General features: G+C 50.2%; 20 protein-coding genes. All 20 read left to right on the top strand.

Features of this window, described 5'->3' with window-relative positions:
* Positions 1 to 364: 364 nt before the first annotated feature.
* Entirely contained in the window at positions 365 to 1,090 is a 726-nt protein-coding gene (locus A7K91_RS02365; protein ID WP_068679286.1) for a vWA domain-containing protein, read from the top strand.
* Positions 1,074 to 1,994: a protein kinase domain-containing protein gene (locus A7K91_RS02360; RefSeq protein WP_068679284.1), complete on the top strand. Its 921-nt coding sequence runs from the start codon at positions 1,074 to 1,076 to the stop codon at positions 1,992 to 1,994. The genes A7K91_RS02365 and A7K91_RS02360 overlap by 17 nt, the downstream gene beginning before the upstream one ends.
* Before the next feature lie 343 nt (positions 1,995 to 2,337).
* Positions 2,338 to 4,017: a tRNA lysidine(34) synthetase TilS gene (tilS, locus tag A7K91_RS02355; protein WP_245697177.1), complete on the top strand. Its 1,680-nt coding sequence runs from the start codon at positions 2,338 to 2,340 to the stop codon at positions 4,015 to 4,017.
* Positions 4,018 to 4,069: 52 nt separating this feature from the next.
* Complete coding sequence (hpt, locus tag A7K91_RS02350; RefSeq protein WP_068679282.1) at positions 4,070 to 4,609, top strand: hypoxanthine phosphoribosyltransferase; 540 nt, start codon at positions 4,070 to 4,072, stop codon at positions 4,607 to 4,609.
* A 97-nt stretch (positions 4,610 to 4,706) separates the two neighbouring features.
* Positions 4,707 to 6,731 carry an ATP-dependent zinc metalloprotease FtsH gene (ftsH, locus tag A7K91_RS02345; protein ID WP_068679279.1) on the top strand — a complete coding sequence of 675 codons (2,025 nt, stop codon included), beginning with the start codon at positions 4,707 to 4,709 and terminating at the stop codon, positions 6,729 to 6,731.
* Positions 6,732 to 7,070: 339 nt separating this feature from the next.
* Entirely contained in the window at positions 7,071 to 8,120 is a 1,050-nt protein-coding gene (locus A7K91_RS02340; RefSeq protein WP_068679277.1) for a BMP family lipoprotein, read from the top strand.
* 169 nt (positions 8,121 to 8,289) lie between these two features.
* Positions 8,290 to 9,819 (top strand): ABC transporter ATP-binding protein, encoded by a 1,530-nt coding sequence (locus A7K91_RS02335; protein ID WP_068679275.1) that lies wholly within the window; start codon positions 8,290 to 8,292, stop codon positions 9,817 to 9,819.
* A 5-nt stretch (positions 9,820 to 9,824) separates the two neighbouring features.
* A complete protein-coding gene (locus A7K91_RS02330; protein WP_068679273.1) occupies positions 9,825 to 10,907 on the top strand; it encodes an ABC transporter permease in 1,083 nt (360 codons plus the stop codon).
* A 1-nt stretch (position 10,908) separates the two neighbouring features.
* On the top strand, positions 10,909 to 11,862 hold the full coding sequence (locus A7K91_RS02325; RefSeq protein ID WP_068679271.1) for an ABC transporter permease: 954 nt from the start codon (positions 10,909 to 10,911) through the stop codon (positions 11,860 to 11,862).
* 177 nt (positions 11,863 to 12,039) lie between these two features.
* Complete coding sequence (locus A7K91_RS02320) at positions 12,040 to 13,422, top strand: AAA family ATPase (protein ID WP_068679269.1); 1,383 nt, start codon at positions 12,040 to 12,042, stop codon at positions 13,420 to 13,422.
* Positions 13,409 to 13,915 (top strand): hypothetical protein, encoded by a 507-nt coding sequence (locus A7K91_RS02315; RefSeq protein WP_068679267.1) that lies wholly within the window; start codon positions 13,409 to 13,411, stop codon positions 13,913 to 13,915. Before A7K91_RS02320 ends, A7K91_RS02315 begins: the two co-directional genes overlap by 14 nt.
* Before the next feature lie 196 nt (positions 13,916 to 14,111).
* On the top strand, positions 14,112 to 14,597 hold the full coding sequence (locus A7K91_RS02310) for an SRPBCC family protein (RefSeq protein ID WP_068679266.1): 486 nt from the start codon (positions 14,112 to 14,114) through the stop codon (positions 14,595 to 14,597).
* A gap of 243 nt (positions 14,598 to 14,840) precedes the next feature.
* Entirely contained in the window at positions 14,841 to 15,779 is a 939-nt protein-coding gene (gene nadA, locus A7K91_RS02305) for a quinolinate synthase NadA (RefSeq protein ID WP_068679264.1), read from the top strand.
* A gap of 160 nt (positions 15,780 to 15,939) precedes the next feature.
* Positions 15,940 to 16,995, top strand: coding sequence for an alpha/beta fold hydrolase (locus tag A7K91_RS02300; RefSeq protein ID WP_156739260.1), 1,056 nt, complete (start codon positions 15,940 to 15,942; stop codon positions 16,993 to 16,995).
* Positions 16,996 to 17,777: 782 nt separating this feature from the next.
* Complete coding sequence (nadB, locus tag A7K91_RS02295) at positions 17,778 to 19,391, top strand: L-aspartate oxidase (protein WP_068679262.1); 1,614 nt, start codon at positions 17,778 to 17,780, stop codon at positions 19,389 to 19,391.
* Positions 19,384 to 20,268 (top strand): carboxylating nicotinate-nucleotide diphosphorylase, encoded by an 885-nt coding sequence (gene nadC, locus A7K91_RS02290; protein ID WP_425415636.1) that lies wholly within the window; start codon positions 19,384 to 19,386, stop codon positions 20,266 to 20,268. The genes nadB and nadC overlap by 8 nt, the downstream gene beginning before the upstream one ends.
* Positions 20,265 to 21,038 carry a type III pantothenate kinase gene (locus A7K91_RS26820; RefSeq protein WP_068679258.1) on the top strand — a complete coding sequence of 258 codons (774 nt, stop codon included), beginning with the start codon at positions 20,265 to 20,267 and terminating at the stop codon, positions 21,036 to 21,038. The genes nadC and A7K91_RS26820 overlap by 4 nt, the downstream gene beginning before the upstream one ends.
* Complete coding sequence (gene hslO, locus A7K91_RS26815; RefSeq protein ID WP_068679256.1) at positions 21,039 to 21,941, top strand: Hsp33 family molecular chaperone HslO; 903 nt, start codon at positions 21,039 to 21,041, stop codon at positions 21,939 to 21,941.
* A gap of 18 nt (positions 21,942 to 21,959) precedes the next feature.
* A complete protein-coding gene (locus A7K91_RS02275) occupies positions 21,960 to 22,934 on the top strand; it encodes a peptidylprolyl isomerase (RefSeq protein WP_068679254.1) in 975 nt (324 codons plus the stop codon).
* Positions 22,935 to 23,086: 152 nt separating this feature from the next.
* Positions 23,087 to 24,025, top strand: coding sequence for a cysteine synthase A (cysK, locus tag A7K91_RS02270; protein WP_068679252.1), 939 nt, complete (start codon positions 23,087 to 23,089; stop codon positions 24,023 to 24,025).
* The last annotated feature ends 274 nt before the right edge of the window (positions 24,026 to 24,299 follow it).

Below are 24,299 nucleotides of genomic sequence, written 5' to 3'. Positions count from 1 at the left end.
TTTCTATGTCTTGGTGGCCAGTTTATTCAAGCATAGATTCTCACCATTACCAGTTAATCTCGCGAACTGCATAAGTCATGTGATGTCAACAAGGTATAGTTTGAGTTAAACTAATTTATGCGTTGAAAGTAAAAAGCCGGATTAAAGATAAAACCTGCTGATAAACGACGCTAAACGCGGTTGCTCATCTTGGAGGGGCCGAGGGTGGAGTTGAGTTTCTCTCGCAGCGGTTTTCCTTTAGGGGGAAAATCGCTATGCTATAATGACGATAATAGAAGTAGACCGTTTATCTCCTATCATATTCGGCAAAGCTGGTAGAAAAGGCTTTATAGCTTCTAACGCCGAATATGCGGAGGGATAAGGAATGAAGCAAATTTTGCTGATTACGGACGGCTGCTCCAATGTGGGGATTAGTCCTGTTGTAGCTGCCGCTCATGCGCGGTCAGAGGGCATTACGGTTAATGTGGTAGGCGTGCTGGATGGCGGGGACGTCGGAGAGCTGGGAGCAGCCGAAATCGAGGAGATTGCTAGGGCGGGCGGCGGCCTTAGCCGGATGGTCCATACGAGGCAGCTTTCCCAGACGGTTCAAATGATGACGCGCAAAACGGTGGTGCAGACCATTCAGCTGGCGGTTCAAAAAGAGCTGAAGCAGGTGCTTGGCGATGGATCGATTGATTCATTGCCGCCGGAGAAGCGGGGAGAGGTTGTTCGGGTCATTGACGAGCTGGGCGAAACAACAGGCCTTCAGGTTGCTCTGCTCATCGATGCCAGCGCCAGCATGAAGCCCAAGATGGCAGCCGTGGAGGAGGCCATTCACGATTTGATGCTGAGCCTGCAGGCAAGGCAGGGGAGCAGCCAGATTTCGGTGTTTCATTTTCCGGGCTCCCGGCATGGCGACGAATGCTTGATGGATTTGGGATGGAGCAGCCACTTGAAAGGCATACAGAGTATTTTTCCCAAGCTTCAGATGGGCGGAACTACGCCGACGGGACCTGCGATTATGCAGGTGATAGATTATTATCGTTCAGGCGACCTTGGACGCAAGGAGCGATATGAAAGTGATGGGATGATGGGTGACTACGTCGTTTAATTTGGAGCTGCGGCGGGGCAATGTCGTGGTTGGCAAATGGAAGCAGGGGCGTTACCGGGTAGAACGCCTTCTGGGCGAAGGCGCCAACGGCAAGGTATATCTGGTGCAGAGGGATCGGGAATGGCTGGCGCTCAAGGTTGGCGCCGATGCCGTGGACCTGCAATCCGAAATCAACGTGCTCAAAAACATCGCTAAACAAGGCAGCGGCATGGAGCCGTTTCTCTTTGACGTGGATGATTTGTACGGACCGGACGGCCGCAAATATCCCTTCTATATAATGCGATATGTGCGTGGAGACACTCTTGCCGACTATCTAAAGCAGCAGGGCACGGAGTGGTTTCCTCTGGTAGGCTTGAACCTGCTGGGCAGATTAGCCAGGCTGCACAGGGCAGGCTGGGTGTTTGGCGACTTGAAGGTGGAAAATGTCATGGTAGCCGATTACGGACATGTGGAGCTGGTTGACTACGGCGGCGTTTCGGAAATAGGCAGAAGTATACGCCAGTTTACGGAAATCTATGATCGCGGATACTGGAACAGCGGTCCGCGCTCGGCAGATCCCGGCTATGATATATTTTCTTTCGCGGTGCTGACCGTCCAGCTTCACGAGCCCCGGAGACTTGTAGCTCTGACAAAAGAGATTTTGCCCCAGAACCGGACGGCGTCCGATTTGCTGGGGATTATCTCAAGCAGCACGGCGCTCCGGCCAATGGAGGGCTGGCTGCGAAAGGCGCTGGAAGGCGGCTTTGCAGACGCCGCCGAAGGAGCGGAGGCCTGGCGCGGTCTGATGCATCGGCGCGTCAAGCGCAAGGCGGGAGCTACGCCGGGCTGGCTGAAGGGATTGGCGGCAACAACAAGCATTTTGCTTGCCGTATCCATCTATTGGATGCTGCGCCATATGCTATAGAAGGGCTGTATTAGCACCCGCGCCAGTATTGTAACTGAATGCTAGGCGACGACAAACGTGGTTTGTACGAAAATCCACTCAAAACAAGGTTACATATGAGAAAATAAACAAGATTTGTATGAAATATCGTATAACTATCAGGGTTCGCTGCATCGATTGGGTTATTTTGTATGAATAATCGTACAAAATGATCTGAATTGTGTTTTGGAGCCTAATTTTTATATGAAAATTCATACAAAATTGGGGATAGATCAAAGCGTTGAGAGCCAGTGTTTACAAAGCGACGATGCTTATTTTGAAAATATGTTGATAGGGCAGACATGCATTGAGGGGGCGTTAAGGGATGCAGACGGGGGAGACTCCCGGAAAGAGCCAGAGCAATAGCATTGGAAAGAGCGATAGCGGGGGCCGCAGCGTGAGCAGCGACGACAATCGCCGCATCCAGTACACAGACATGATCGAGAGCAGCAGCCCTGACAGCAGTCCTGACAGTAGTCCTGACAGCAGCCCTGACAACAGTCCTGACAGTAGCTCTGGCGCGAGCCTGTATGGAAACGGCCGTCAGAACGCAGCTAAAGAGGCGAGCGGCTTCGGCTCGCAGGCTATTGTGAGTGCTTTTCAAAAGGTAGCAGAAAAGAAGGAGCTGTGGCGTTATGGCGATGCCATTGTAGTCGCCGTGTCCGGCGGGCCGGACTCCATGGCGCTGCTGCATCTTCTTCATTCCGTGTCGAAGGAGCAGCGGCTGCGTCTTGTCGCGGCCCATGTGAATCACGGGTTCCGCGGCGAGGAGTCGGAGCGGGAGCTGCAGACGGTAGTCCGGTTTGCGGAGGGCCTGGAGCTTCCGTGCGAGACCGTTACGCTGGATATGCCCGCGTATCTTCAGGAAAATAGGCTTAATCTGCAAGCGGCGGCCCGTGAGAAGCGGTACGCCTTTCTTCGCGATACGGCGGAGCGGAACGGCGCTTCCATCATCGCGCTGGCGCATCACGCCGACGATCAGGCCGAGACGGTGCTGATGCGGCTGATCCGCGGCGCGGGGCTTGGCGGGCTGTCGGGAATGACGGACAAACGGGCCGAAAAAAACATGGAACTCATTCGTCCCCTCCTGCGTATGAACAAGTCAGGCCTTCTGCAATACTGCGAGGATTACGGCATTCCCTATATGGTGGACAGCAGCAATGCAAAGCGGGACTACTTCCGCAACAAGGTCAGGCTGGACATTTTGCCGTATCTGGAACAATATAATCCGCGCTTGTCATCGTCACTCCAGCGTCTTGCCGAAGTGGCGGGAGCGGAGGGTGATTACATGGAGCAGCAGACGGAGTTGCTGCTGGAATCAATCGTTTCCCGAAGACAGGGGCATTTAGAGGTATCCTGCGCCGATCTGACAAGGCTTCATGTCGCTTTACAAAGGAGATTGATTAAACTAATATTAAGGTATCTTTTGCAGGAAAATGATTACTTATCCTTTGAAGGCATAGAGAAAATGCGGCTTGCTGCCTTGCCTGAGTCCCCCTCAACCTGGAGAATGGACATCGGGGCCAACCTGGTCTGCGTACGGGAATACGGCATCATGCGCTGGTTTCGTGAACGGAGCGATGCGGCGGTGCCGGCTCTTGGAGCAGGCGGCTATGTCTACAAGATCGCACCCGGTCTTCAGGCTTTGGAGGCTGAACCAAGCGGATGGACCTTTACCTTCCATTGGTCGGCGGAGCCGGAAGCGGGAAATGAGCAGACGGCGGGTTATCTGGCCTGCTTCGACTGCAGCCAGCTGGAGCTGCCACTCGTCATCCGAAGCCGTTTGCCGGGCGACAGAATTCAAGTTTTAGGATTAAATGGGTCAAAAAAGGTGCAAGATATGTTCGTTGACGAGAAGGTGCCGCCATCTTGCAGGGCGTTATATCCGCTGCTCTGCGACGCCGGTGGCAGGCTGCTCTGGATTCCGGGCATTCGCCGCTCCAGCCATGCGCTGGCCGTGAAGGACGGACGGGAGCTGCTTTACATTACGGCGCGCAACGAATAAGAAGCAAGGGTTATTTCATACACATAGGTGAGGATGTAGGAGGAGCTTTATTTTGCAGAACGATATCAAGGACGTACTTTACAGCGAAGAGCAAATCATCCAAAAGGTAAAAGAGCTTGGCGCGCAATTGAGCACGGATTTCGAGGGGCGCAATCCGCTCGTTATTTGCGTTCTCAAAGGCGCATTTATTTTTATGTCCGATCTGGTCAAAAATATTACGGTTCCGCTTGAAATCGACTTTATGGCGGTATCCAGCTATGGAGCGTCCACCAAGTCCTCTGGCGTGGTCAAAATCATCAAGGACCTGGATGTGCCGGTAGAGGGCCGCGAAATTTTGATCGTGGAGGACATTATCGACAGCGGCCTTACGCTTAGCTATCTGATCGATGTACTGGAGCACCGGGGCGCCAAGTCGGTGACGGTTGTCGCTTTGTTCGACAAGCCCGCGCGCCGCACGGTCGATTTGCAGCCGGATTACAGAGGTTTTACGCTGCCGGACGAATTCGTTGTAGGCTATGGTCTGGATTACGCGGAGCAATACCGCAACCTGCCCTACGTCGGCATTCTGAAGCCGCATGTATATGAAAAGTAACTTCCCTTACCGTAACATGCAGGGGCTCCCGAGGCTCTATTGAGATGGAAAGTCATGCTATGGTAAAATATCTAAAGCGCTCGAGAGGAGGTAGGGGATGAATCGGATCATCCGTAATACTGGTTTTTATTTGATCATCTTTCTGGTTACCGTTGGCATATTTCAATACATTAGCGGTCAAGGTGACAATACCAAGCCGTTAAGATACGACCAGCTTCAGGCTGCGATCGAAGCGGGCAACGTTGAGGCACTGACAATCAAGTATCATGATCAAACCTACATTGTGACGGGCAAATACAAGAATAAGCCAGATGGCGTGGACAAGGACACCTTTACGGCCCGCGCTCCCGTATCCGCAGAGGATAAGCTGATGGAATGGTCTAAGCAATACGGCTATACGTTTGAAGCCAAGCCGATGGACCGTCCGAGCTTCTGGCTGACATTCCTGACTTCAATCGTTCCTTTCCTTCTGCTGCTTGTCCTGTTCTTCTTCCTGATGAACCAGGCGCAAGGCGGCGGCGGCAAAGTGATGAACTTCGGCAAAAGCCGGGCAAGGCTTTATAACGAAGAGAAGAAGCGCGTAACATTTGAAGATGTAGCTGGCGCAGATGAAGAGAAGCAGGAGCTTGTCGAAGTCGTCGACTTCCTCAAGGACCCCCGCAAATTCAATCTGGTTGGCGCCCGTATTCCTAAGGGCGTATTGCTGGTGGGACCTCCCGGTACTGGTAAAACGTTGCTTGCCCGCGCAGTTGCAGGCGAAGCAGGCGTGCCGTTCTTCAGCATATCCGGCTCCGACTTTGTCGAAATGTTTGTAGGCGTTGGCGCATCCCGCGTACGCGACCTGTTCGAAAACGCGAAGAAAAATTCGCCTTGTATTATTTTCATTGACGAAATTGACGCTGTTGGCCGTCAGCGCGGCGCCGGACTTGGCGGCGGACATGACGAGCGCGAGCAGACGCTTAACCAATTGCTCGTCGAGATGGACGGTTTTGGCGCCAATGAAGGCATTATTATCATTGCTGCGACAAACCGCGCGGATATTCTTGACCCCGCGTTGCTCCGTCCGGGACGTTTCGACCGTCAGATTACTGTTGACCGTCCTGACGTTAAAGGCCGCGAGGCTGTGCTCAAGGTGCATGCCCGCAACAAACCTCTGACTGGCGACGTGAAGCTGGACGTTATCGCCAAGCGCACAACAGGCTTCAGCGGCGCCGACCTGGAAAACCTGCTTAACGAAGCAGCGCTTCTGGCGGCTCGACGCAACAAGAAGGAAATTGCAATGAATGATATCGATGACGCAATTGACCGCGTTATTGTGGGAACCGAGAAGAAAAGCCGCGTCATCAGCGAGCGCGAAAAAAGAATTGTGGCGTATCACGAGGCGGGCCATACCATCGCAGGCTTCTTTCTGGAGCATGCCGACCTGGTGCATAAGGTAACCATTATCCCTCGCGGCCGCGCCGGCGGTTATGTCATCATGCTGCCGAAGGAAGATCGCATGCTCGTAACCAAGCAAGAGCTGCTTGATAAAGTTACGGGATTGCTCGCAGGCCGCGTTGCCGAGGAAATTTTTATCGGCGAAATCGGAACAGGCGCTTATAGCGACTTTAAGCAAGCAACGGGCATTGTCCGCAGCATGATTATGGAATACGGCATGAGCGACCGACTTGGACCTATGCAATTCGGCAATGCTCAAGGCCAAGTATTCCTGGGCCGCGATTTGGGCCATGAGCCTAACTATTCGGATGCCATTGCCTATGAGATCGATCAAGAAATGCAAACGATCATTAACAGCTGTTACGACAGAGCTAAAAAGCTGTTGACGGAAAAGAGCGAGGAGATGCATCTGATCGCCCAGACGCTTCTGAATGAAGAAACGCTGGAGATGGAGCAAATCAAATCGTTGATCGAAAAAGGAGTTTTGGGCAGCGGGGATAGCGAAGGCGGGGAATCCGGCAACGGTACCGATGGTGAATCCTCTGTAGAATCCAAGGCTGAACCAATTATTGACGAAATCGGAGATGTGAAGGTTCGTATTCAGCCGCGTGAAGACGGCGGTTCGGATACGCCGAATTCAACGACTTCTTCCAATGACGGAAATGATGATCCCAACAAGCAATAAGTCTAGATGAAAGTATCCCGGTATTCCGACGAGAATACCGGGATACTTTTTATGTGAAATGACATATAATTTAACATAATAAAGCGTTGAAGCGGCAATTGAGTGGGTTTTATATTTATTTTTTATAGTGATATTTGGTGATTAAATACAATGTTAGTGAAAATGTAACGTAATATAACACAATTTGATTGACGGCATGATTTTTGTCATTATAATGAAATAATAGCGGGAAGGTTTACTTATACTACATAAGTGCGAGCCGAACAACCTCATAAGCATGTGTATGAGCAGCATGGCTGTTTTAGCATACAAACCAAGAAGATAAGGGGAGATTATGAAATGAAGAAGACAGCAAGCTTAATGCTTATGCTGGTGCTTTCCATCAGCCTTGTTTTGTCCGCTTGCGGAGTAGACAAGAAAAACAACAACGGCGGCAGCCAAGGCGGAAGCGAACCTGAAGTTGTATCTGATGAAAGCGGCAAGGATTTTAAAATCGGTATGGTTACTGACGTAGGCGGCGTAAACGACAGATCCTTTAACCAAAGCGCTTGGGAAGCTCTTCAACGCCTGTCCAAGGAAACCAGCGCTGAAACAAAGTTCCTGGAATCCAAAGGCGAAGCCGACATGGAGCCAAACCTGAACAACTTCGTTCGCGAAGGCTATAGCCTGACTTGGGGTATCGGCTTCTTGTTCACGGACGCAATCCTGAAGGTTGCCAATGAAAACCCGGATGCAAAGCTGGCGGTTATCGACGCTGTTGTTGACGCTCCAAACGTAGCTTCGGTTACATTTGCCGAGCATGAAGGCTCCTTCCTGGTTGGCGTTGTAGCCGGCCTGATGTCCGAAAGCAAAAAAATCGGTTTTGTAGGCGGCATGGAAATTCCGGTTATCAAACGTTTTGAAGCTGGTTTTGTTGCTGGCGTTAAAGCGGCAAACCCTGACGCAAATGTTAAAGTTGTATACACAGGCACTTTTGACAAGCCTGACCAAGGTAAAAGCGCTGCGGCAACTCTGTACAACGACGGCTATGACATCGTGTTCCATGCAGCCGGCGGTACTGGCAATGGCGTATTCAACGAAGCAATCGAGCGCAAAAAGAACGGTGAAAAAGTTTGGGTTATCGGCGTTGACAAGGACCAATCCCTGGAGTTTGGCGACGAAGTAACTCTGACTTCCATGATGAAGGGCGTAGATGCAGCCGTTCATAAAATTTCTAAGGACCTGATTGACGGCAATTGGACTAGCGGCACTCAAGAGCTGGGTCTGAAGGATGATGCTGTAGGTCTTCCTGAAACATCGAAGAAAAACGTTCCTGAGGACGTTTTGAAGAAGGTTGACGAGTTCAAAGCTAAAATCATTAGCGGCGAAATTGTTGTTCCTGGCGAATAAGTAATAAACTTCAAGGCTAAAGAAGGTTGAATACCCTCTTTTAAGCGTTGCGCCGTTGTATGCGGCAATAAGGCAAGACCGGCCATATGACCGGTCTTGTCCTGTTTCACTTTTAGGTATGGGACTAATAAGTCGGTCAAACAGGTCGATTCCGGGAGATGGTAGCGGAATGAATCAGAACGAAACAGTCGTGCAGCTAAAAGGAATTACAAAACGTTTTCCAGGTCTTGTAGCGAACGACTCCATTGATTTCGAGTTAAAAAAAGGTCAAATTCATGCTTTGCTTGGCGAAAATGGCGCCGGCAAATCTACGCTTATGAATATTCTGTTTGGACTGTATCAGCCAGATGAAGGTGAAATCTGGATTAATGGCAAACAAACCGTTATTAGCGGCGCTTCCAAAGCGATTGAGCTTGGCATCGGGATGGTGCATCAGCATTTCAAGCTGGTTCAGCCGTTTACAGTTGCAGAAAACATTGTGCTTGGAGAAGAGCCTCAAAAAGGATTAACAATAGATTACAAGCTCGCGAACCGCAAGGTGAAGGAAATTTCCGAGCAATATGGATTGAAAGTAGATCCGCAGGTGCGGATTCAAGATATTACGGTTGGCATGCAGCAGCGCGTGGAGATTTTGAAGACGCTTTACAGAGGCGCGGACATCGTTATTTTTGATGAACCAACGGCTGTTTTGACGGTTCAGGAAATCGAAGAGCTGTTGGAGATCATCCGTGGCCTGGCGGCAGAAGGCAAATCCATTATCATCATTACGCATAAGCTCAAAGAGGTTATGGCGCTTGCGGATGCTGTAACGGTTATTCGGCGCGGCAAGGTGGTTGCAACGGTTGACGACATGGCTGATGCGACGGAGGAGAAGCTGGCCGGGCTTATGGTGGGACGCGATGTTTCCTTCAAGGTTGAGAAGCAGCAGTCCAATCCGGGCGACGTTGTGCTTGATGTGCGTGATCTGACCATGAACGGAGATCAAGGCAAAAAAGTGTTAAACGGCATGACCTTTCAAATCCGGGCGGGTGAGATTCTGGGCATCGCCGGCGTAGACGGCAACGGCCAAAGCGAGCTGATCTACGGCATTACGGGGATGCGCAAGACGCATGGCGGCACGGTTACGCTGAATGGCAATGACATTACACACCTGACACCGCGGGAAATCAGCAAAAGCGGTGTAGGGCATATTCCAGAGGATCGTCACAAGCATGGTCTGGTGCTCGATTTTTCGCTCAGTGAAAATATGATTTTGGGTACGTATTTTGACGAGCGTTATGGCCGCCACGGCTTTCTCGATTTCAAAATGATGGACAAAACGGCGCAGGAGCTGGTTACGGAGTTTGACGTGCGCTCCTCCGGCATCTCCACCCATGCCAGAGCGCTGTCGGGCGGCAATCAGCAAAAAGCGATTATTGCCCGCGAGCTGCACAAAAATCCGGATTTGCTCATTGCTGTACAGCCTACACGCGGTTTGGATATCGGAGCGATTGAATTCGTTCATAAACGGCTGGTGGAAGCCCGTAATCAAGGGAAAGCAATTCTGCTCATTTCCTTTGAGCTGGACGAGCTGTATGCGTTAAGCGACCGGATTGCCGTTATGTTTGAAGGCAGGCTGACCGGCGAAGTGGATGCCCATGAGCGCGATGACGCCAAGCTTGGCCTGTTGATGACCGGCAGCGGAAAAAGGGAGGGATAGCAGAGATGGAAATGATTAAAAAGATTTTTAACAAGTCGTCCCTGCTGGTACCTCTGGTTTCCATTCTGCTGGGGCTTCTGGTCGGTGCTCTTGCCATGCTGGCGGGAGGCTATGATCCCCTGTTGGCTTATGGCTCCTTGTTCAAACGGGTTTTCGGCAGTTCCTACCATATGGGAGAAACGATTCGCGCCATTACGCCGCTTATTTTTACCGGCCTTGCCGTAGCTTTTGCATTCCGGACTGGCCTGTTCAATATTGGCGTTGAAGGTCAATTCATTATGGGGATGACGGGGGCGACGCTGATTGGCGTGCTGCTGGATCTTCCCTGGTATCTGCATGGTCCGCTTGCCATTCTGACAGGCGCTCTGTTTGGCGGCTTGTGGGCGGGGCTTGTTGGTTACCTCAAAGCAAAACGAGGGGTCAACGAGGTTATTTCATCCATTATGCTGAACTGGACGGCGCTTTATTTGGCCAACTATATCGTCACCAAGTTTCTGCTTGAGCCAGGACAGCAGAAATCCCGGAACGTGCATGAATCGGCGTTAATGTCCATTGATTGGCTGGTTCAGCTCATGGACAAGGCGCGTATGCATTGGGGCACGTTTGTGGCTTTGGCTTGCGTGCTGGTATTTTACATTCTGCTGTGGCGCACGAAGCAGGGGTATGAGCTTCGCGCGGTTGGCCATAATCCGGATGCTGCGCTCTATGCGGGCATGAACGTAAACCGCACAATCGTTAAATCCATGTTTATCAGCGGCGTGTTCGCCGGACTTGGCGGCGTATTCGAAATTTTGGGCGTATTCGGCAATCAGACGGTTCTTGCCGCTTCGGTAGGCTATGGCTTCGACGGCATCGCCGTTGCGCTTCTGGGCGGCAATACGCCAATTGGCGTGCTCCTGGGCGCTGTGTTGTTCGGCGGTTTAAGCTACGGCTCCAATGGCATGAGCTTTGGCGCAGGCGTCCCTTCGGAAATTGTACGGATTGTAATTGGCTCCGTTATTTTCTTTGTCGCCGCACACGGCATTGTCAAATTTATACTCAAACCGCTGAAACTCAAACGGTCCGACAAGTCAAAGGAGGCGGCGTAGCATGGAAGTATTGGGTCAATTAATAAATATTACCATGGTTTTTTCTACGGCGCTGATCTTTGCCGCACTCGGCGGCATGTTTTCCGAGCGATCCGGCGTTGTCAATATCGGCCTGGAGGGGCTTATGGTATCCGGCGCATTTGCGGCAGCCGTAGCGACTGACTATGCCACGCAATATGGCATGGGTGGCATGTCGCCCTGGATCGGCATGCTTGCCGGACTGATTTACGGCGTTTTGATCTCGCTGCTGCACGCGGTTGCGACCGTTACGTTTAAATCAGACCAGACCGTTGTTGGCGTCGTCATCAATATACTGGCGTTAGGCTCCGCCATCTACTTTACCCGCAGCCTGTATGAAGGGTCCGCGCAGACGGGACAGCTTGTGGAGGTTTTCCACAAGCAGGCAATTCCTTTCCTGTCGAAAATTCCAATTATCGGCGAAGGCTTTTTTAGAGCTTATCCGCCAACCTATATTGCAATCGTTCTGGTTGTGGTCAGCTATTTCGTATTGTTCAAAACGCCATTCGGGCTGCGTCTTCGCGCGGTCGGCGAGCATCCGAGCTCGGCTGACACGGTGGGGATCAGCGTGGCCAAATACCGTTACATCGGCGTTATGCTGAGCGGTGCGTTGGCCGGTCTTGGCGGAGCAACCATTGCGCTCACCACAACAAGCAATTTTGCGCACAATACGATTTCGGGGCAAGGCTTTATTGCGCTTGCCGCCCTTATATTCGGCAAATGGAATCCGCTTGGCTTGGCGGGAGCCGCATTGTTTTTCGGGATGGCGCAGGCGCTTCGCAATTTTGCGCAGCTGTTTGATATGGCCAGTCAAATTCCGACGGAAGTATTCTATATGCTGCCTTATGTGCTTACGCTGATCGTACTTGCGGGTGCAGTAGGACGCTCCAGCGCGCCAGCCGCGCTAGGCCAGCCATATGATCCAGGCCGCAGATAGCCTATAAGCAATGGGTAAAGCGCCAGACCGGTTACGGGTTTGGCGCTTTTTCTTAGGGTAGGGCGTATCAGTTATTTTTGTTTGTTTAAATGTTTTTACATAGGTTAATCAAACTGGCGAATATTTAATTAATCCGTAGGGTATGATAGTATGAGGACTAGATAGGGAGGGATTTAATTGAAAATTGGAAATTTAGGTCCAATCCAACAAGCGACAGTTGATTTTTCCAAGTTAACTATTCTTTGTGGAGCTAATAACCAGGGCAAAACCTATTTGTCTTATACGCTATATGGAATTTTGTCTAATATACATAAGATGTCTGGTGGATTTTTTAGTAATGATGAATTTAAAAGAATCATTAATTATGGCAGCATTACGTTTGATAAAAGCGATTTTATAGATAAGCTTATAACTGTTATGGAGATTAACTTTAACAAGACTAAACTAGAATTATTAAAGAGAGTATTTAAATCAGATTCCATCGGATTCGAAAATGTCGAGCTATCTATTTCAAGAGAAGAGATTGCAGAATATTTAAATTTAGAAGCAATCAAAAGTTTTGGGATTAAAGCTGCTTCTATGGATCTTATTTTGGAAGTTAGCGAAAAGCAAGCGACTATATTGTTGACCAGTACTAATGAAGTTGCAGATTTAGGCAAGTCGCCTATGAGCACTACTATCCGATTTATGTTAAATCGTTTGATCGAAAACGCCATTAGTGCAAATAATAATTCCTTTTATATTCCTGCAGAACGTATTGGGATTAACGTATTCAGAAATCAGCTTAACCAGAATAAAGTAGAGGTATTGGATTTTATTAGTAACGCCATAAACTCTGTTAATAAATCCAAAAATGAAATGAATGTAGAGTTGCTTAAAAGTTTAAATCAACTAACAGAAGTATATCCATTACCGATATCGGATTATTTGAACTACATTAATAATATTGAAAAGTACGATATTGATGACAAGAGCAATGAGATTTCGGCTTTCATTAGAAGCAACCTCATTAAAGGGAGGTTCTATGTTGATGATGCCACATCAAAAAGTTATTTTAGAGCTAAAATGGGAAGGACCAAATACAAGTCTGACTCTATTCCGCTGGATATTACTTCTTCTGCTATTAAATCAATATATGGTTTGGACTATTTTTTTGAAAATCTGGATTCAACAAAGCATAATATTATCATTATTGATGAGCCGGAAATGAATTTACATCCTTCAAATCAAACAGAGTTCGCCAAGTTAATTGACCTAATTATAAGTAAAGGAATACAAGTGGTGATTTCTACTCACAGTGACTTTTTGGTGAAAAAAATTCAAAATATAATGATTAGAAATGAACTAGAAGAAAGATCCAATGGACTGAATGCAAGTAACGTAAAGGTGTATAATTTTGAAGACAATACTGTTAAAGAAATAAATCTATTAAGTGATAGTGAGTCATTTGATAATTTCGATAGAATTATTGCTGAAATTGAAGATGAATATTTAGATTTATTGGAGCAAAGGGCCAGCAAAAGAGATAAATTAAAGGTGAATCAAAATGAATCTGAATAAGTTAAACCCTGAATGCTACGAGGAATTTGAACATGAGACAGTTCTGACTGAAGAGGATAACAATGTCCGGTATCAGTTGAAAGTACGTTTAAAAGTATCATCAAAACAAGGGATATACATAAACTTGCCTCTTTTGAAAAAGTTATCTAAATACTTGCAGGCAGATTATAAAATAGCTAATCCTCCAAAAGATTGTGATGCAATTATAATTGATAAAGATAGTAATATAGCATATTTAATAGAGATGAAAAGAAGCAGCAATGCATCAACCAATGAACGAATAAATGAACAATTGTCAGCAGGTATGAAATGGCTGGAGCATATATGTTTCTGTACAGATACGATAAGTGGTGATTACCGTATAATAAAAGTAGCTGTAATGATAGAGAGCAGCCGAAGATCAAGAAGTAGAGGTCAACAGGAAGGAACCGTTATTGGATATGATTTTTATAGAAAAACAGGAAACTCTTTGGCATTGGAATTCATTTCTTGATTCATTCGCCCAATATTTGGAGATTAAAAAAATAAAGCGCAGACCCGATGCAGGTTTGGCGTTTTTGTCATGAGAGAGGGATACTCGAGCCCCGTAGTCTGACAAAGGTTCGGAAAAGAGAACCTTGAATTTAGCGAGACAACCGAGATCTTCAAATGGAACACCACGAACGGAACAGAAAAGGGGCCGAGGAATAATGGAAAAAGAAAAAGCTTCTTATCTTACATTGATGATGGACCGCAGCTTCAAGACAACCCCTGAGAGGCTGTTTGAGGCTTGGACAAATCCGCAATTAATGGGCAAATGGCTTATGACCAGAGCCGAGTCCAATAAAGTCGCAACCGCCGATTTGACCGTTGGAGGACATTGGGAAATCGTTGACCATCGGAACGGGATGGATTACAGGGCGATCGGCCGGTATGTGGAGATTGAGGCTCCCGGCAGGCTGGTGTTTTCCTTCTGCATGCCTCAATTCAGCGATTCCGAAGATACGTTAACGGTTTCTATTGAAGGGGAGGAAGGTGGATGCCGTATGGTGTTTACCCAGCAAATACTTGTTCCTAAGGAAGAGGGCTGGAGTCAGGAAGAGGCGTTGCAGGCGGCGCAGGATTACCACGATGCGTCCCGTACGGGCTGGCATTTGATGTTTGAAGGCTTGAAGCTGCTGGTTGAGCAGGAGTAAAAGAGTTTTTTTACCCCGAGGACGTAATATTGATCACACATGCATTGACAGACCTATCAGGCAAGTGTAAATTAAGTCTTAATCAAATGAAATACCCCCTATTCGTTCAAACTAAATGCAATTGGCTTAGTTGCTTTGTGCTTCTATTCACAAAGCATACTTGCCAGATAACGGAATGAGCCGCCGCAGATCATGTTTGTTACTTGTCATGCGGCCATCCCTTATAAGAGGAGTGAAGTTATCGTGGAAGCACTGGCACTGGAGCGTAAGGCGGAGCAGACCCGCGAGCTGCGCGAACGGCTGATGCAATTGAAGAAGGAACGCAATGCCATCATTCTTGCCCATTATTATCAGCGGGACGAAATTCAGGAGGTTGCCGATTTCAGGGGCGATTCCTTTCTGCTGGCCCAGAAGGCAGCGGCAACGGATGCCGATGTCATCGTGTTTTGCGGCGTTCATTTTATGGGAGAAAGCGCCAAAATACTGGCTCCTAACAAAACGGTCATTATTCCCGACGAACGAGCGGGTTGTCCCATGGCCGACATGGTCAATGTGGATGGCTTGCGCAAGCTGAAGGCCCAACATCCAAACGCCACAGTGGTGACGTACATTAACTCCTCCGCTGAAATCAAAGCCGAAACGGATATTTGCTGCACCTCGGCCAACGCCGTCAAGGTAGTGAATTCGGTCGAAGGCGACGAAGTCATCTGGGTGCCGGACAAAAATCTGGGCCATTACGTTCAGCAGAATACGGACAAAAAAATGATCATTTGGGAAGGCTACTGCAATACCCACGACATGCTGACGGTCAAGGATGTTGAGGAAATGAAGGCCAAACATCCGGGCGCTCAATTTGTCGTACACCCGGAATGCCGTCCCGAGGTTGTTGAACTGGGCGATTTTGTCGGCAGCACAACGGCGATTATTAAATATTGCAAGGAATCCGATTGCAAGGAATTTATCGTAGGTACGGAGGATGGAACGGGTTATCAGCTCAGACTCGACAGCCCGGACAAAACGTTCCATTTTGCATCCAAATATTTGGTTTGTCCCAACATGAAGGTGAATAACCTCAAGAAGCTTGTCAAGGCGCTTGAAACGATGCAGCCGCAGATTTATGTACCGCCGCACGTTGCGGATCAAGCCCGCTTGTCACTAGAGCGCATGCTGCAAGTGAAATAGCAATGATGTTCATTAGCGTGCAATAGGAAGGACTGCAGGGTGAGGCAAGCTGCTTGATGGAGTCTGAAATAGATAGGCAATAACTGACTTTAGAGGGCATGGCGACCATCCGGCGGTTTCGGAGGCAGCCATGCCCTGAATGTTTCTGAAGGAGAGAATTATGCTTCGTAAAAAAGGGCTGCTGAAAGCAATCAAGCGGACGTTGCTGTCGGCAGCGGGGTTACTGCTTCTGTTTCTGTTTTTTCCAACCTGGACCCCATCTATCGCTGGCGAAAACAGCATTACCCGTTTTGAAAAGGTGAAGATTAACGGGGCTGATCATCAGATTATGATTCGCGGAATGGATCGGAACAATCCTGTTCTGCTTTTTGTGCATGGTGGACCTGGGGCTTCGGAAATCCCTTATGTCAGAAAGTATCAGAAGGAATGGGAAAAGGAGTACACAATCGTTCATTACGATCAGCGAGGAACTGGAAAGTCGTATCATTTCGGGGAGGATTATTCCGACCTGACAACGGATGTCCTTGTAGACGATTTGTTGTCTCTGACCGATTATGTTGCTGAAGAGCTGGGGCAAAGCAAGGTGCTGCTCGCCGGTCATTCCTTCGGTACCTATATTGGAATAAAGGCAGCAGCCAAGGCGCCTGAGAAGTTTCACGCCTATATCGGGATAGGTCAAGTTTCCGACACGGTGGAAAGCGAGCTGGATGGCTTGAATTACGCCATCCTTCAGGCTCAGGCAGAGGGCAATGCCAAGGATGCAGACAGGCTGGAGGGGATGCGCGAGTCTATCGAAACGGGCGGCGTATACGTTCCGAGAAATTTGATTCGCAAATACGGCGGCGCATCCAGACTTATTAATGACAACAAGGACTATTACACAGGTTTCCTGACAAGCACGGAATACAACGGGCTCGACGTGCTCCGTTATCTCTTTGGCATCAAAGAAACGCAAGATCAGCTGCTTAAGGAGGAGGCCGAATATCCGTTGCCCTCTCTCGTCAAGCAATTGCAGCTCCCCGTTTATTTTGTGATGGGGCAATACGATTACATGACGTCCGCGAAAGCGGCGGAGCATTATTTTGACGAGCTGCAGGCCCCGAAAAAGGAGTTTGTTCTGTTCGAGGATTCCGCACATTTTCCGCAGTTTGAGGAGAAGGAGCGCTTTCTGAATTGGCTTAACGAAACGGTTAGTGCTTTGGGCGCAAATAAATAGTTGCTCCGGAAATGCTGCCGTTCAGAGCTTTGAAGGAACTCTTTTCTTGTAAAACGGAATTGTGCAGTTACTGGATGCTGGGGTATGATTAATAGAGAAAAGTAAAACTCAAAACAGAAATTAGCGCGTGACCTCGATTGGTGGCAAACACTGCGGGACATGGAGCTTCCAACGACTGAATTCGGTTGGTAAACGGCGTCTTTGTGGAGTGCCAGGGCAGGAAGCTAGCTACAACTAGCTACATTCTACAGATATCCTGTAAGCTTAGGAGCTTGTGTAAGCTATGGACCTTTTGTATGTTACAGCCTTTGTGTTCGCTATGAATCTACATTATGCTACGGATTTTGTTAACGCCTACGGACCTGCTGTACGCTACGGACATCCTTGACCGTTAAAGCCTTGTTTTGATGCAATGTCTATGTCTAAAGGTCATGCATGACCGTAAAAGCTGATATTCACCCCCAAAACGCGCCTTTTGAGTGTGTAAAGGACACGGGTGACCATTAGCTGAAGCCACAGCATCCATTTGGTGGGGCTCTAGCGGTCATCGGTGACCGCTAGGGCGGGCAAAAAGCAGGAGTCAATGTCCATTTTGACAAAAGATTACCGTCCTCCGTCTTTAACACTTTCGCTCAGTGAGTTCAGGCGCTGATTTTAAGGCATGTTAAGGCTGAACCACATCATTAACATTGCTCATAATCGTTTGGAACGCCTCGGGAGAGGTTTTTTGTACTCATTTTGTTTGGATACAGGTTTTTTATGCTTCATTAGGAGGGGACCTCATGATACCAAGGTACTTGATTGACGCCGACCTGGACAAGCTTCCGGTTGTGGATAAAGATGTGCTCGTCATCGGGGCCGGCATTGCCGGTCTTTTTACGGCTATAAGAGGAAGTCGCTTTCAATCGGTTCTGATGATTACGAAAAAAACGATGATGGACAGCAATACCCGTTACGCGCAAGGTGGAATTGCGGCTGTTATTTCCTCGGACGACTCTCCCGCCTATCATCGCCAGGATACGTTGATTGCAGGGGCGGGGCTGTGCTCCAGCGATGCGGTGGACGTATTGGTGCATGAAGGAACAAAAGGCGTCAGAAGCCTCATCAAGATGGGGACTCAATTCGATCTGGAAAATGGCGAGCTTGCGCTCACTCAGGAGGGCGCGCATAGCCAACGCCGCATTCTTCACGCCAACGGCGACGCTACGGGGTACGAAATCGTGCGCGCGCTGCTGGAAAATGCGCAGAGCAACCCCGCCATCGAGATGTGGGACGATCATTTTGTCATTGATCTGGTGACTCATGAGGATGTCTGCTGCGGAGCTATCGTGCAGAAGTCAAGCGGCGAGCGGCTTTATGTCAGGGCCAAGGCAACGATTCTTTGCTCCGGCGGGGCCGGCCAGCTGTACCGCTATACAACAAATCCCGATGTGGCGACCGGAGACGGCATTGCGATGGCGTATAGGGCCGGCGCGTATATCCAGGATGTCGAGTTTATTCAATTCCATCCTACGGCGCTGTGCTACCCCGGCGCGCCGCGTTTCCTCATTTCCGAAGCGGTAAGAGGGGAAGGCGCTGTGCTGCGCAATATTAAGGGCGAGCGATTTATGGAACGCTACCATGAGCAGCTGGAGCTGGCGCCTCGCGACGTCGTGGCGAGAGCGATAGTCAGCGAGATGGAGGCGACGCGGTCCACCTTTGTCTACATTGATATTACCCACGAGCCTGCGGACAAAGTAAAGCACCGGTTCCCGACGATTTACGAAACCTGCCTGCAATACGGGCTTGATCTGACGAGCGATTGGATACCCGTAGCCCCTGCGATGCATTATATGATGGGCGGAGTGAAGACCGATCTGAACGGGGAAACCAATATTAAACGGCTGTTTGCATGCGGCGAGGTTTCCTCGACAGGCGTGCATGGGGCAAACCGGCTGGCCAGCAACTCGCTGTCGGAGGCGATTGTGTTTGGCCGGCGAATTGTAAAGCGAATTGAAGCATTGCCTGAACTGGATGTACATCCCGTTATCAAAGTTGATACGCCCCGCAGCGAGCCGTCCATTCAAGCTGTTGTGGAGCGGCGCTTGAAGCTGCAAAAAATTATGGTGCGCTGGGTCGGATTAAAGCGTCATGAAAACGGTCTGCGCAAAGGGCTGGAGGAATTAAAGCGCCAGCTGCCAATTTTCCATACACAGCTAAGCGAGCGCGAGGAATACGAGTTTGCTAATTTGCTCACCTGCGCATTACTGACGACGGAGGCGGCGCTCAGCCGCGAGGAAAGCCGGGGAGCGCATTACCGCGAGGACTTCCCTGCCAAGGATGATCTGGTATGGAGAAAACATACGGTGCTGCACCGCATACAAGGCATAACCGAGGAGAGAATTAATGATGTATGAGTGGAATCCACATCGTTACGACGCAAGCCTGAGAGGGCTAATCAAAAGCTGGCTGGACGAGGACGTTGGCAGCGGAGATATTTCGACGGAATCAACCATTCCTTCCCATTCCCAGTCCAAAGCCATCATTCATGTGAAGCAGGAGGGCATCATTGCCGGCTTGCCGGTGGCGGAGCTGGTTTTTGAGATCGTGGACAGCGAGCTCGTTTTCCGTCCGCTGGTGAAGGATGGCGATCATGTGACCAAAGGAACGGTTATTGCCGAGGTGGAGGGCCGCACGCATAGCCTGCTAACCGGCGAACGGCTGGCGCTTAATCTGATGCAGCGCTTATCCGGCATTGCGACGACTACGGCTGCTTATGTGCGGAAGCTGGAGGGTCTCCCCGTTCGGCTGGCGGATACCCGCAAAACAACGCCGGGCCATCGCATGCTGGAGAAATATGCGGTGCGCGTAGGCGGCGGTTCCAATCATCGCTTCGGGCTATATGACGCTGTCATGATCAAGGATAACCATATTAAAGGAGCGGGCGGAATCACGGCTGCTGTTGAGGCATCTCGCCGCTTTATTCCGCATACGATGAAAATCGAAGTAGAGACAGAAAGTCTGGAGCAGGTGAAAGAAGCGCTGGCTTGCGGAGCGGATATCATTATGCTGGACAACATGAGCCGCGAATCCATGAAAGCGGCCGTATCTCTGATCAAAAGCCAATCGCCGCATGTTATCGTGGAGGCCTCGGGCGGCGTCAACCTGGATAGCATTCACGGCATCGCTTCCTGTGGCGTAGACGTCATTTCGGTCGGCGCGCTTACGTATTCATTCCAGAACCTGGACATCAGTCTTGACCTAAACGAAAAGAAGGGCGGACAGGATTCATGATTCTGGTTATTGATGTCGGCAATACCAATATCGTGCTTGGCGTATACAAGGACAAGGAGCTGCTTCATCATTGGCGGCTCAGCACCAACCGGTCTGCAACGGCAGACGAATATGGCATCAGCATGCATCAGCTGTTTCAATATGCGGGCATTCACATGTCGGAGATCAGCGGCGTCATTATTTCCTCTGTCGTTCCTCCGCTCATGCGGACACTGGAGCATCTTTGCGTGAAATACGTGCGCAAGGTTCCGCTCATTGTAGGGCCTGGAGTGAAAACCGGCTTGAACATACGTTACGAAAATCCTCGGGAGGTGGGTGCGGACCGCATCGTCAATGCAGTGGCCGCTATTGAAAAATACGGCGCTCCGCTCATTGTTGTTGATTTCGGCACGGCAACCACCTTCGATTATATTGATGAACGCGGCGATTACCTGGGCGGCGCGATTGTGCCGGGTATCTCCATTTCGACGGAGGCCTTGTATCAGCGCGCAGCCAAGCTGCCGCGCATTGAGCTGGTTAAGCCAAAAAGCGTAATTGGCCGCAATCCCGTCACCTCGATGCAAGCAGGCATTATTTTTGGCTATGCGGGACAGGTGGACGGCATTGTCAACCGCATCAGGACGGAGTTCGGTGTAACTCCCCATGTTGTCGCAACAGGAGGATTGGCCGAGCTGATATCGGCTGAATCCGAAACGGTAAACGAGGTGGACCCGCTGCTTACGCTGGAAGGGCTGCGGTTGATTTACGAAAGAAATCAGGAGGGCCAATAGATGGAAGGTTTGAAGGATATATTGATTCGAGGTACGGCCTGGGGCGGAAAAATAAGAGTGTTTGCCGCTCGAACCACGGTTTTGGTCGAGGAAATGAGACGGCGTCATGATATGTTTCCAACCGCTACGGCTGCGCTGGGAAGAACGGCGACGGTTGGCGCCATGATGGGAGCTATGCTGAAGGGCCATGAAAAGCTCACGATACAGGTCAAAGGCGACGGCCCGATTGGCCAGGTTGTTGTGGATGCCAACGCTTTGGGCGAAGTGCGGGGCTACGTGGATCATCCTCAGGCCCATCACGGCAGCAATGCACACGGTAAGCTGGATGTGGCAGGAGCCGTTGGAACAAACGGTTATGTGCATGTAACGAAGGATTTGGGGCTTAAGGAGCCTTACCGGGGAAGCGTGCCGATTGTTTCGGGAGAGCTGGGCGAGGACTTTACGTATTATTTCGCAGTATCAGAGCAGACGCCTTCAGCGGTAGGCGTAGGCGTTCTGGTGGAGAACGACAATTCCGTGCTTCATGCAGGCGGCTTTATCGTTCAGCTCATGCCGGGCTTAACTGATGCGGAAATTACCCGTCTGGAGCAGGCGGTGGGGTCTATGCCGCCCGTCACCACCCTGATGGCGCAAGGAAAAACGCCGGAGGATCTTCTGAAGCAGGTTGTGGGCGAAGAGGGCCTCGTTATTCATGACACGATGGAGCTGTCATTCAAATGCCAATGCGGACGGGAGCGGGTGGAGCAAACGTTGATCAGCTTGGGAACGGAAGAGCTTCAAGCATTGATCGACGAAGACGGCAGCGCGGAAATTGTATGTCATTTCTGCAATGAAGCTTTTGTATTCAACCGCCCCGAGCTGGAGGTTCTGCTGTCGCAGATCAATCAGCCGAACGCGGACTAGAGTAAGGATGTCAGGAGCATGAGAAAAGACAGGGTGTTGAGGACAGTAGTTATCTTTCAAGCGATTTGCCTGATTGTGCTGACTGGCCTTGTTGTTGTAAAAATGCTGCCGTTGCTGCAATCGGACAAGGATGAGCCGGAAGCGGCGCCAAGCGGAGAAAATGGGCTGATCGAGCACCCCGATCCGGAAGGGATGGACGGACAGGTTGTCGCCTCTGTAGGCGGTGTGCCCATTACGCGGGGCGAGCTGGCGAAGGAGCTGTACAGTTTGCATGGAGATGCCGTGCTTCGCCAAATGCTTGTTCGCAGAGCTGTCATGCTGGAGGCGGACGTACAGGGGGTTAACGTTTCAAAGGACGAGCTGAATCTGGCTTTGGCGCAAGCAGCGGAGGCTTATGGCGGAGAGGAAGCTTATTTCGAGGCGATGCAGGAGCAGCTTGGCATGAGCAAGGAGCAGGCCATGGCAGAGCTTAACCACCATCTGCTGCTGGAGGCCATTGCCATTCGGGAGGCGGCAGTAACGGAGGACGAAATAAAGGACTATTTGCGGCAGCATCCCGATTACGGCGAACCGCGCAGAGAGCTGCATTTGAACTGGATTGTGGTTGCTTCCCCCAGCCAGGCAGGGGATTTGCTGACTTGGCTTGGCGATGGCGATGGCTTTGCGGAGCTTGCGGCTGCTTATTCACAGGATGAATATACAGCGGACAGCGGCGGCGACCTCGGGTTTATCGACGAAGACGATCCGTTTTATGATGCGGCTTTGCTTGCAGAGGCTCGCAATCTGCAGGTGGGCGACATTGCCGGTCCTATTTTTTTGGAGGATGGCCTTTATGCCGTTATTCGGCTTGCAGGCCGCAGAAGCAAAGGCGGCATTCCGCCGGAGCGGGTCAAAGAGATGGTGCGGCGGGAGCTGGCGCTGCAGCGCGTCGGCTCGTTAAGCAGCCTGGAGGAAAAGCTGCTGGCCAGCCACGAAGCCTCGATAGTCAAATGATAAGCCGCGTTGGTGCGGAGGCAGAGCTTAGGCGGGAGGCAGGACTTTTTCCCAAAAATGTGAAAAGGGCTATTGACAACTAAAGGACTCCATTGATAAGATGGAGATAGTCAAAACCAACTATTTTAGTCGGATTAAGGAGGCTTTCCCTCATGGCAAAAATTGTTCAAAGCATCACGGAGCTGATTGGAGATACACCGCTTGTTCGTCTGAACCGTCTTGTACCGGAAGGAAGCGCGGAAATTTATGTAAAGCTTGAGTACCAAAACCCTGGCGCAAGCGTGAAGGACCGCATTGCGATTAGCATGATTGAAGTAGCCGAGCAAGAAGGCAAGCTGAAGCCCGGCGATACCATTGTGGAGCCTACGAGCGGCAATACAGGCATTGGCCTGGCGATGGTTGCAGCAGCAAAAGGCTATAAGGCTATTCTGGTTATGCCGGAAACGATGAGCGTAGAGCGCCGTAATCTGCTTCGTGCGTACGGGGCCGAGCTGGTGCTGACACCGGGCTCGGAGGGCATGAACGGAGCGGTCCGCAAAGCGGAGGAGCTGGCTCAGGAGAACCCGACCTACTTCATCCCGCAGCAGTTCAAAAACCAGGCCAACGTTAAGGTTCACCGTGAAACGACTGGTCCCGAAATTGTGGAAGCCATCAATTCCCTGGACGGCAAGCTGGATGCTTTCGTTGCTGGCATCGGCACAGGCGGCACGATCTCCGGTACAGGTGAAGTGCTGAAGCAAAACTTCCCGGGTATTAAGGTATATGCGGTTGAGCCTGCGGCATCGCCGATTTTGTCCGGCGGCAATCCCGGCCCTCATAAAATCCAAGGTATCGGCGCCAACTTTATCCCTGATATTTTGAACCGTGAAATTTATGACGGCGTCATTACCATCGAAAATGAAGATGCATTCGAATATGCACGCCGCGCGGCCAAGGAAGAGGGCATTTTGTGCGGCATCTCCTCCGGCGCAGCGATCAGTGCCGCTCTGAAGGTAGCCAAGGAGCTTGGCGCGGGCAAACGCGTCGTAGCGGTTGTGCCAAGCAACGGCGAACGTTACCTCAGCACGCCGCTGTTCAACTTCGAAAATTAATCCATGAAGCCCCGTCGTGCCCTATAAGCTCAGACGGCGGCCCGCATTATTGAAAAAGATCGCAAGTTCCCGGGAAAGGATGCCGGAGACTTGCGATTTTTGCGTATTGATTGTTCGTTCAAGCTAACTTCACGCACGAACAAGCATGCAAATAAAGAGGTAATATTGCAGCTTGCGCTGGTTTGTACGAGGAATCGTACAAAATGGTGGTGTAGCAAGGCAGATTGCGCTGGTTTGTACGAGGAATCGTATAAAATGGTGGTGTAGCGAGGTA

The organism is Paenibacillus oryzae, assembly GCF_001675045.1.
In the GTDB taxonomy this organism is placed as follows: domain Bacteria; phylum Bacillota; class Bacilli; order Paenibacillales; family Paenibacillaceae; genus Pristimantibacillus; species Pristimantibacillus oryzae.
Note: the sequence above shows the minus strand (reverse complement) of the source record. Positions and strands in the feature narration are given on the sequence as shown.

Coding starts and splice junctions, on each gene's coding strand:
- nadC (WP_425415636.1), top strand. CDS start 19,384: ATGTATGAGTGGAATCCACATCGTTACGACGCAAGCCTGAGAGGGCTA.
- A7K91_RS02335 (WP_068679275.1), top strand. CDS start 8,290: ATGAATCAGAACGAAACAGTCGTGCAGCTAAAAGGAATTACAAAACGT.
- A7K91_RS26820 (WP_068679258.1), top strand. CDS start 20,265: ATGATTCTGGTTATTGATGTCGGCAATACCAATATCGTGCTTGGCGTA.
- A7K91_RS02325 (WP_068679271.1), top strand. CDS start 10,909: ATGGAAGTATTGGGTCAATTAATAAATATTACCATGGTTTTTTCTACG.
- cysK (WP_068679252.1), top strand. CDS start 23,087: ATGGCAAAAATTGTTCAAAGCATCACGGAGCTGATTGGAGATACACCG.
- A7K91_RS02275 (WP_068679254.1), top strand. CDS start 21,960: ATGAGAAAAGACAGGGTGTTGAGGACAGTAGTTATCTTTCAAGCGATT.
- A7K91_RS02315 (WP_068679267.1), top strand. CDS start 13,409: ATGAATCTGAATAAGTTAAACCCTGAATGCTACGAGGAATTTGAACAT.
- A7K91_RS02300 (WP_156739260.1), top strand. CDS start 15,940: ATGCTTCGTAAAAAAGGGCTGCTGAAAGCAATCAAGCGGACGTTGCTG.
- hslO (WP_068679256.1), top strand. CDS start 21,039: ATGGAAGGTTTGAAGGATATATTGATTCGAGGTACGGCCTGGGGCGGA.
- A7K91_RS02310 (WP_068679266.1), top strand. CDS start 14,112: ATGGAAAAAGAAAAAGCTTCTTATCTTACATTGATGATGGACCGCAGC.
- ftsH (WP_068679279.1), top strand. CDS start 4,707: ATGAATCGGATCATCCGTAATACTGGTTTTTATTTGATCATCTTTCTG.
- A7K91_RS02330 (WP_068679273.1), top strand. CDS start 9,825: ATGGAAATGATTAAAAAGATTTTTAACAAGTCGTCCCTGCTGGTACCT.
- nadB (WP_068679262.1), top strand. CDS start 17,778: ATGATACCAAGGTACTTGATTGACGCCGACCTGGACAAGCTTCCGGTT.
- A7K91_RS02365 (WP_068679286.1), top strand. CDS start 365: ATGAAGCAAATTTTGCTGATTACGGACGGCTGCTCCAATGTGGGGATT.
- tilS (WP_245697177.1), top strand. CDS start 2,338: ATGCAGACGGGGGAGACTCCCGGAAAGAGCCAGAGCAATAGCATTGGA.
- A7K91_RS02340 (WP_068679277.1), top strand. CDS start 7,071: ATGAAGAAGACAGCAAGCTTAATGCTTATGCTGGTGCTTTCCATCAGC.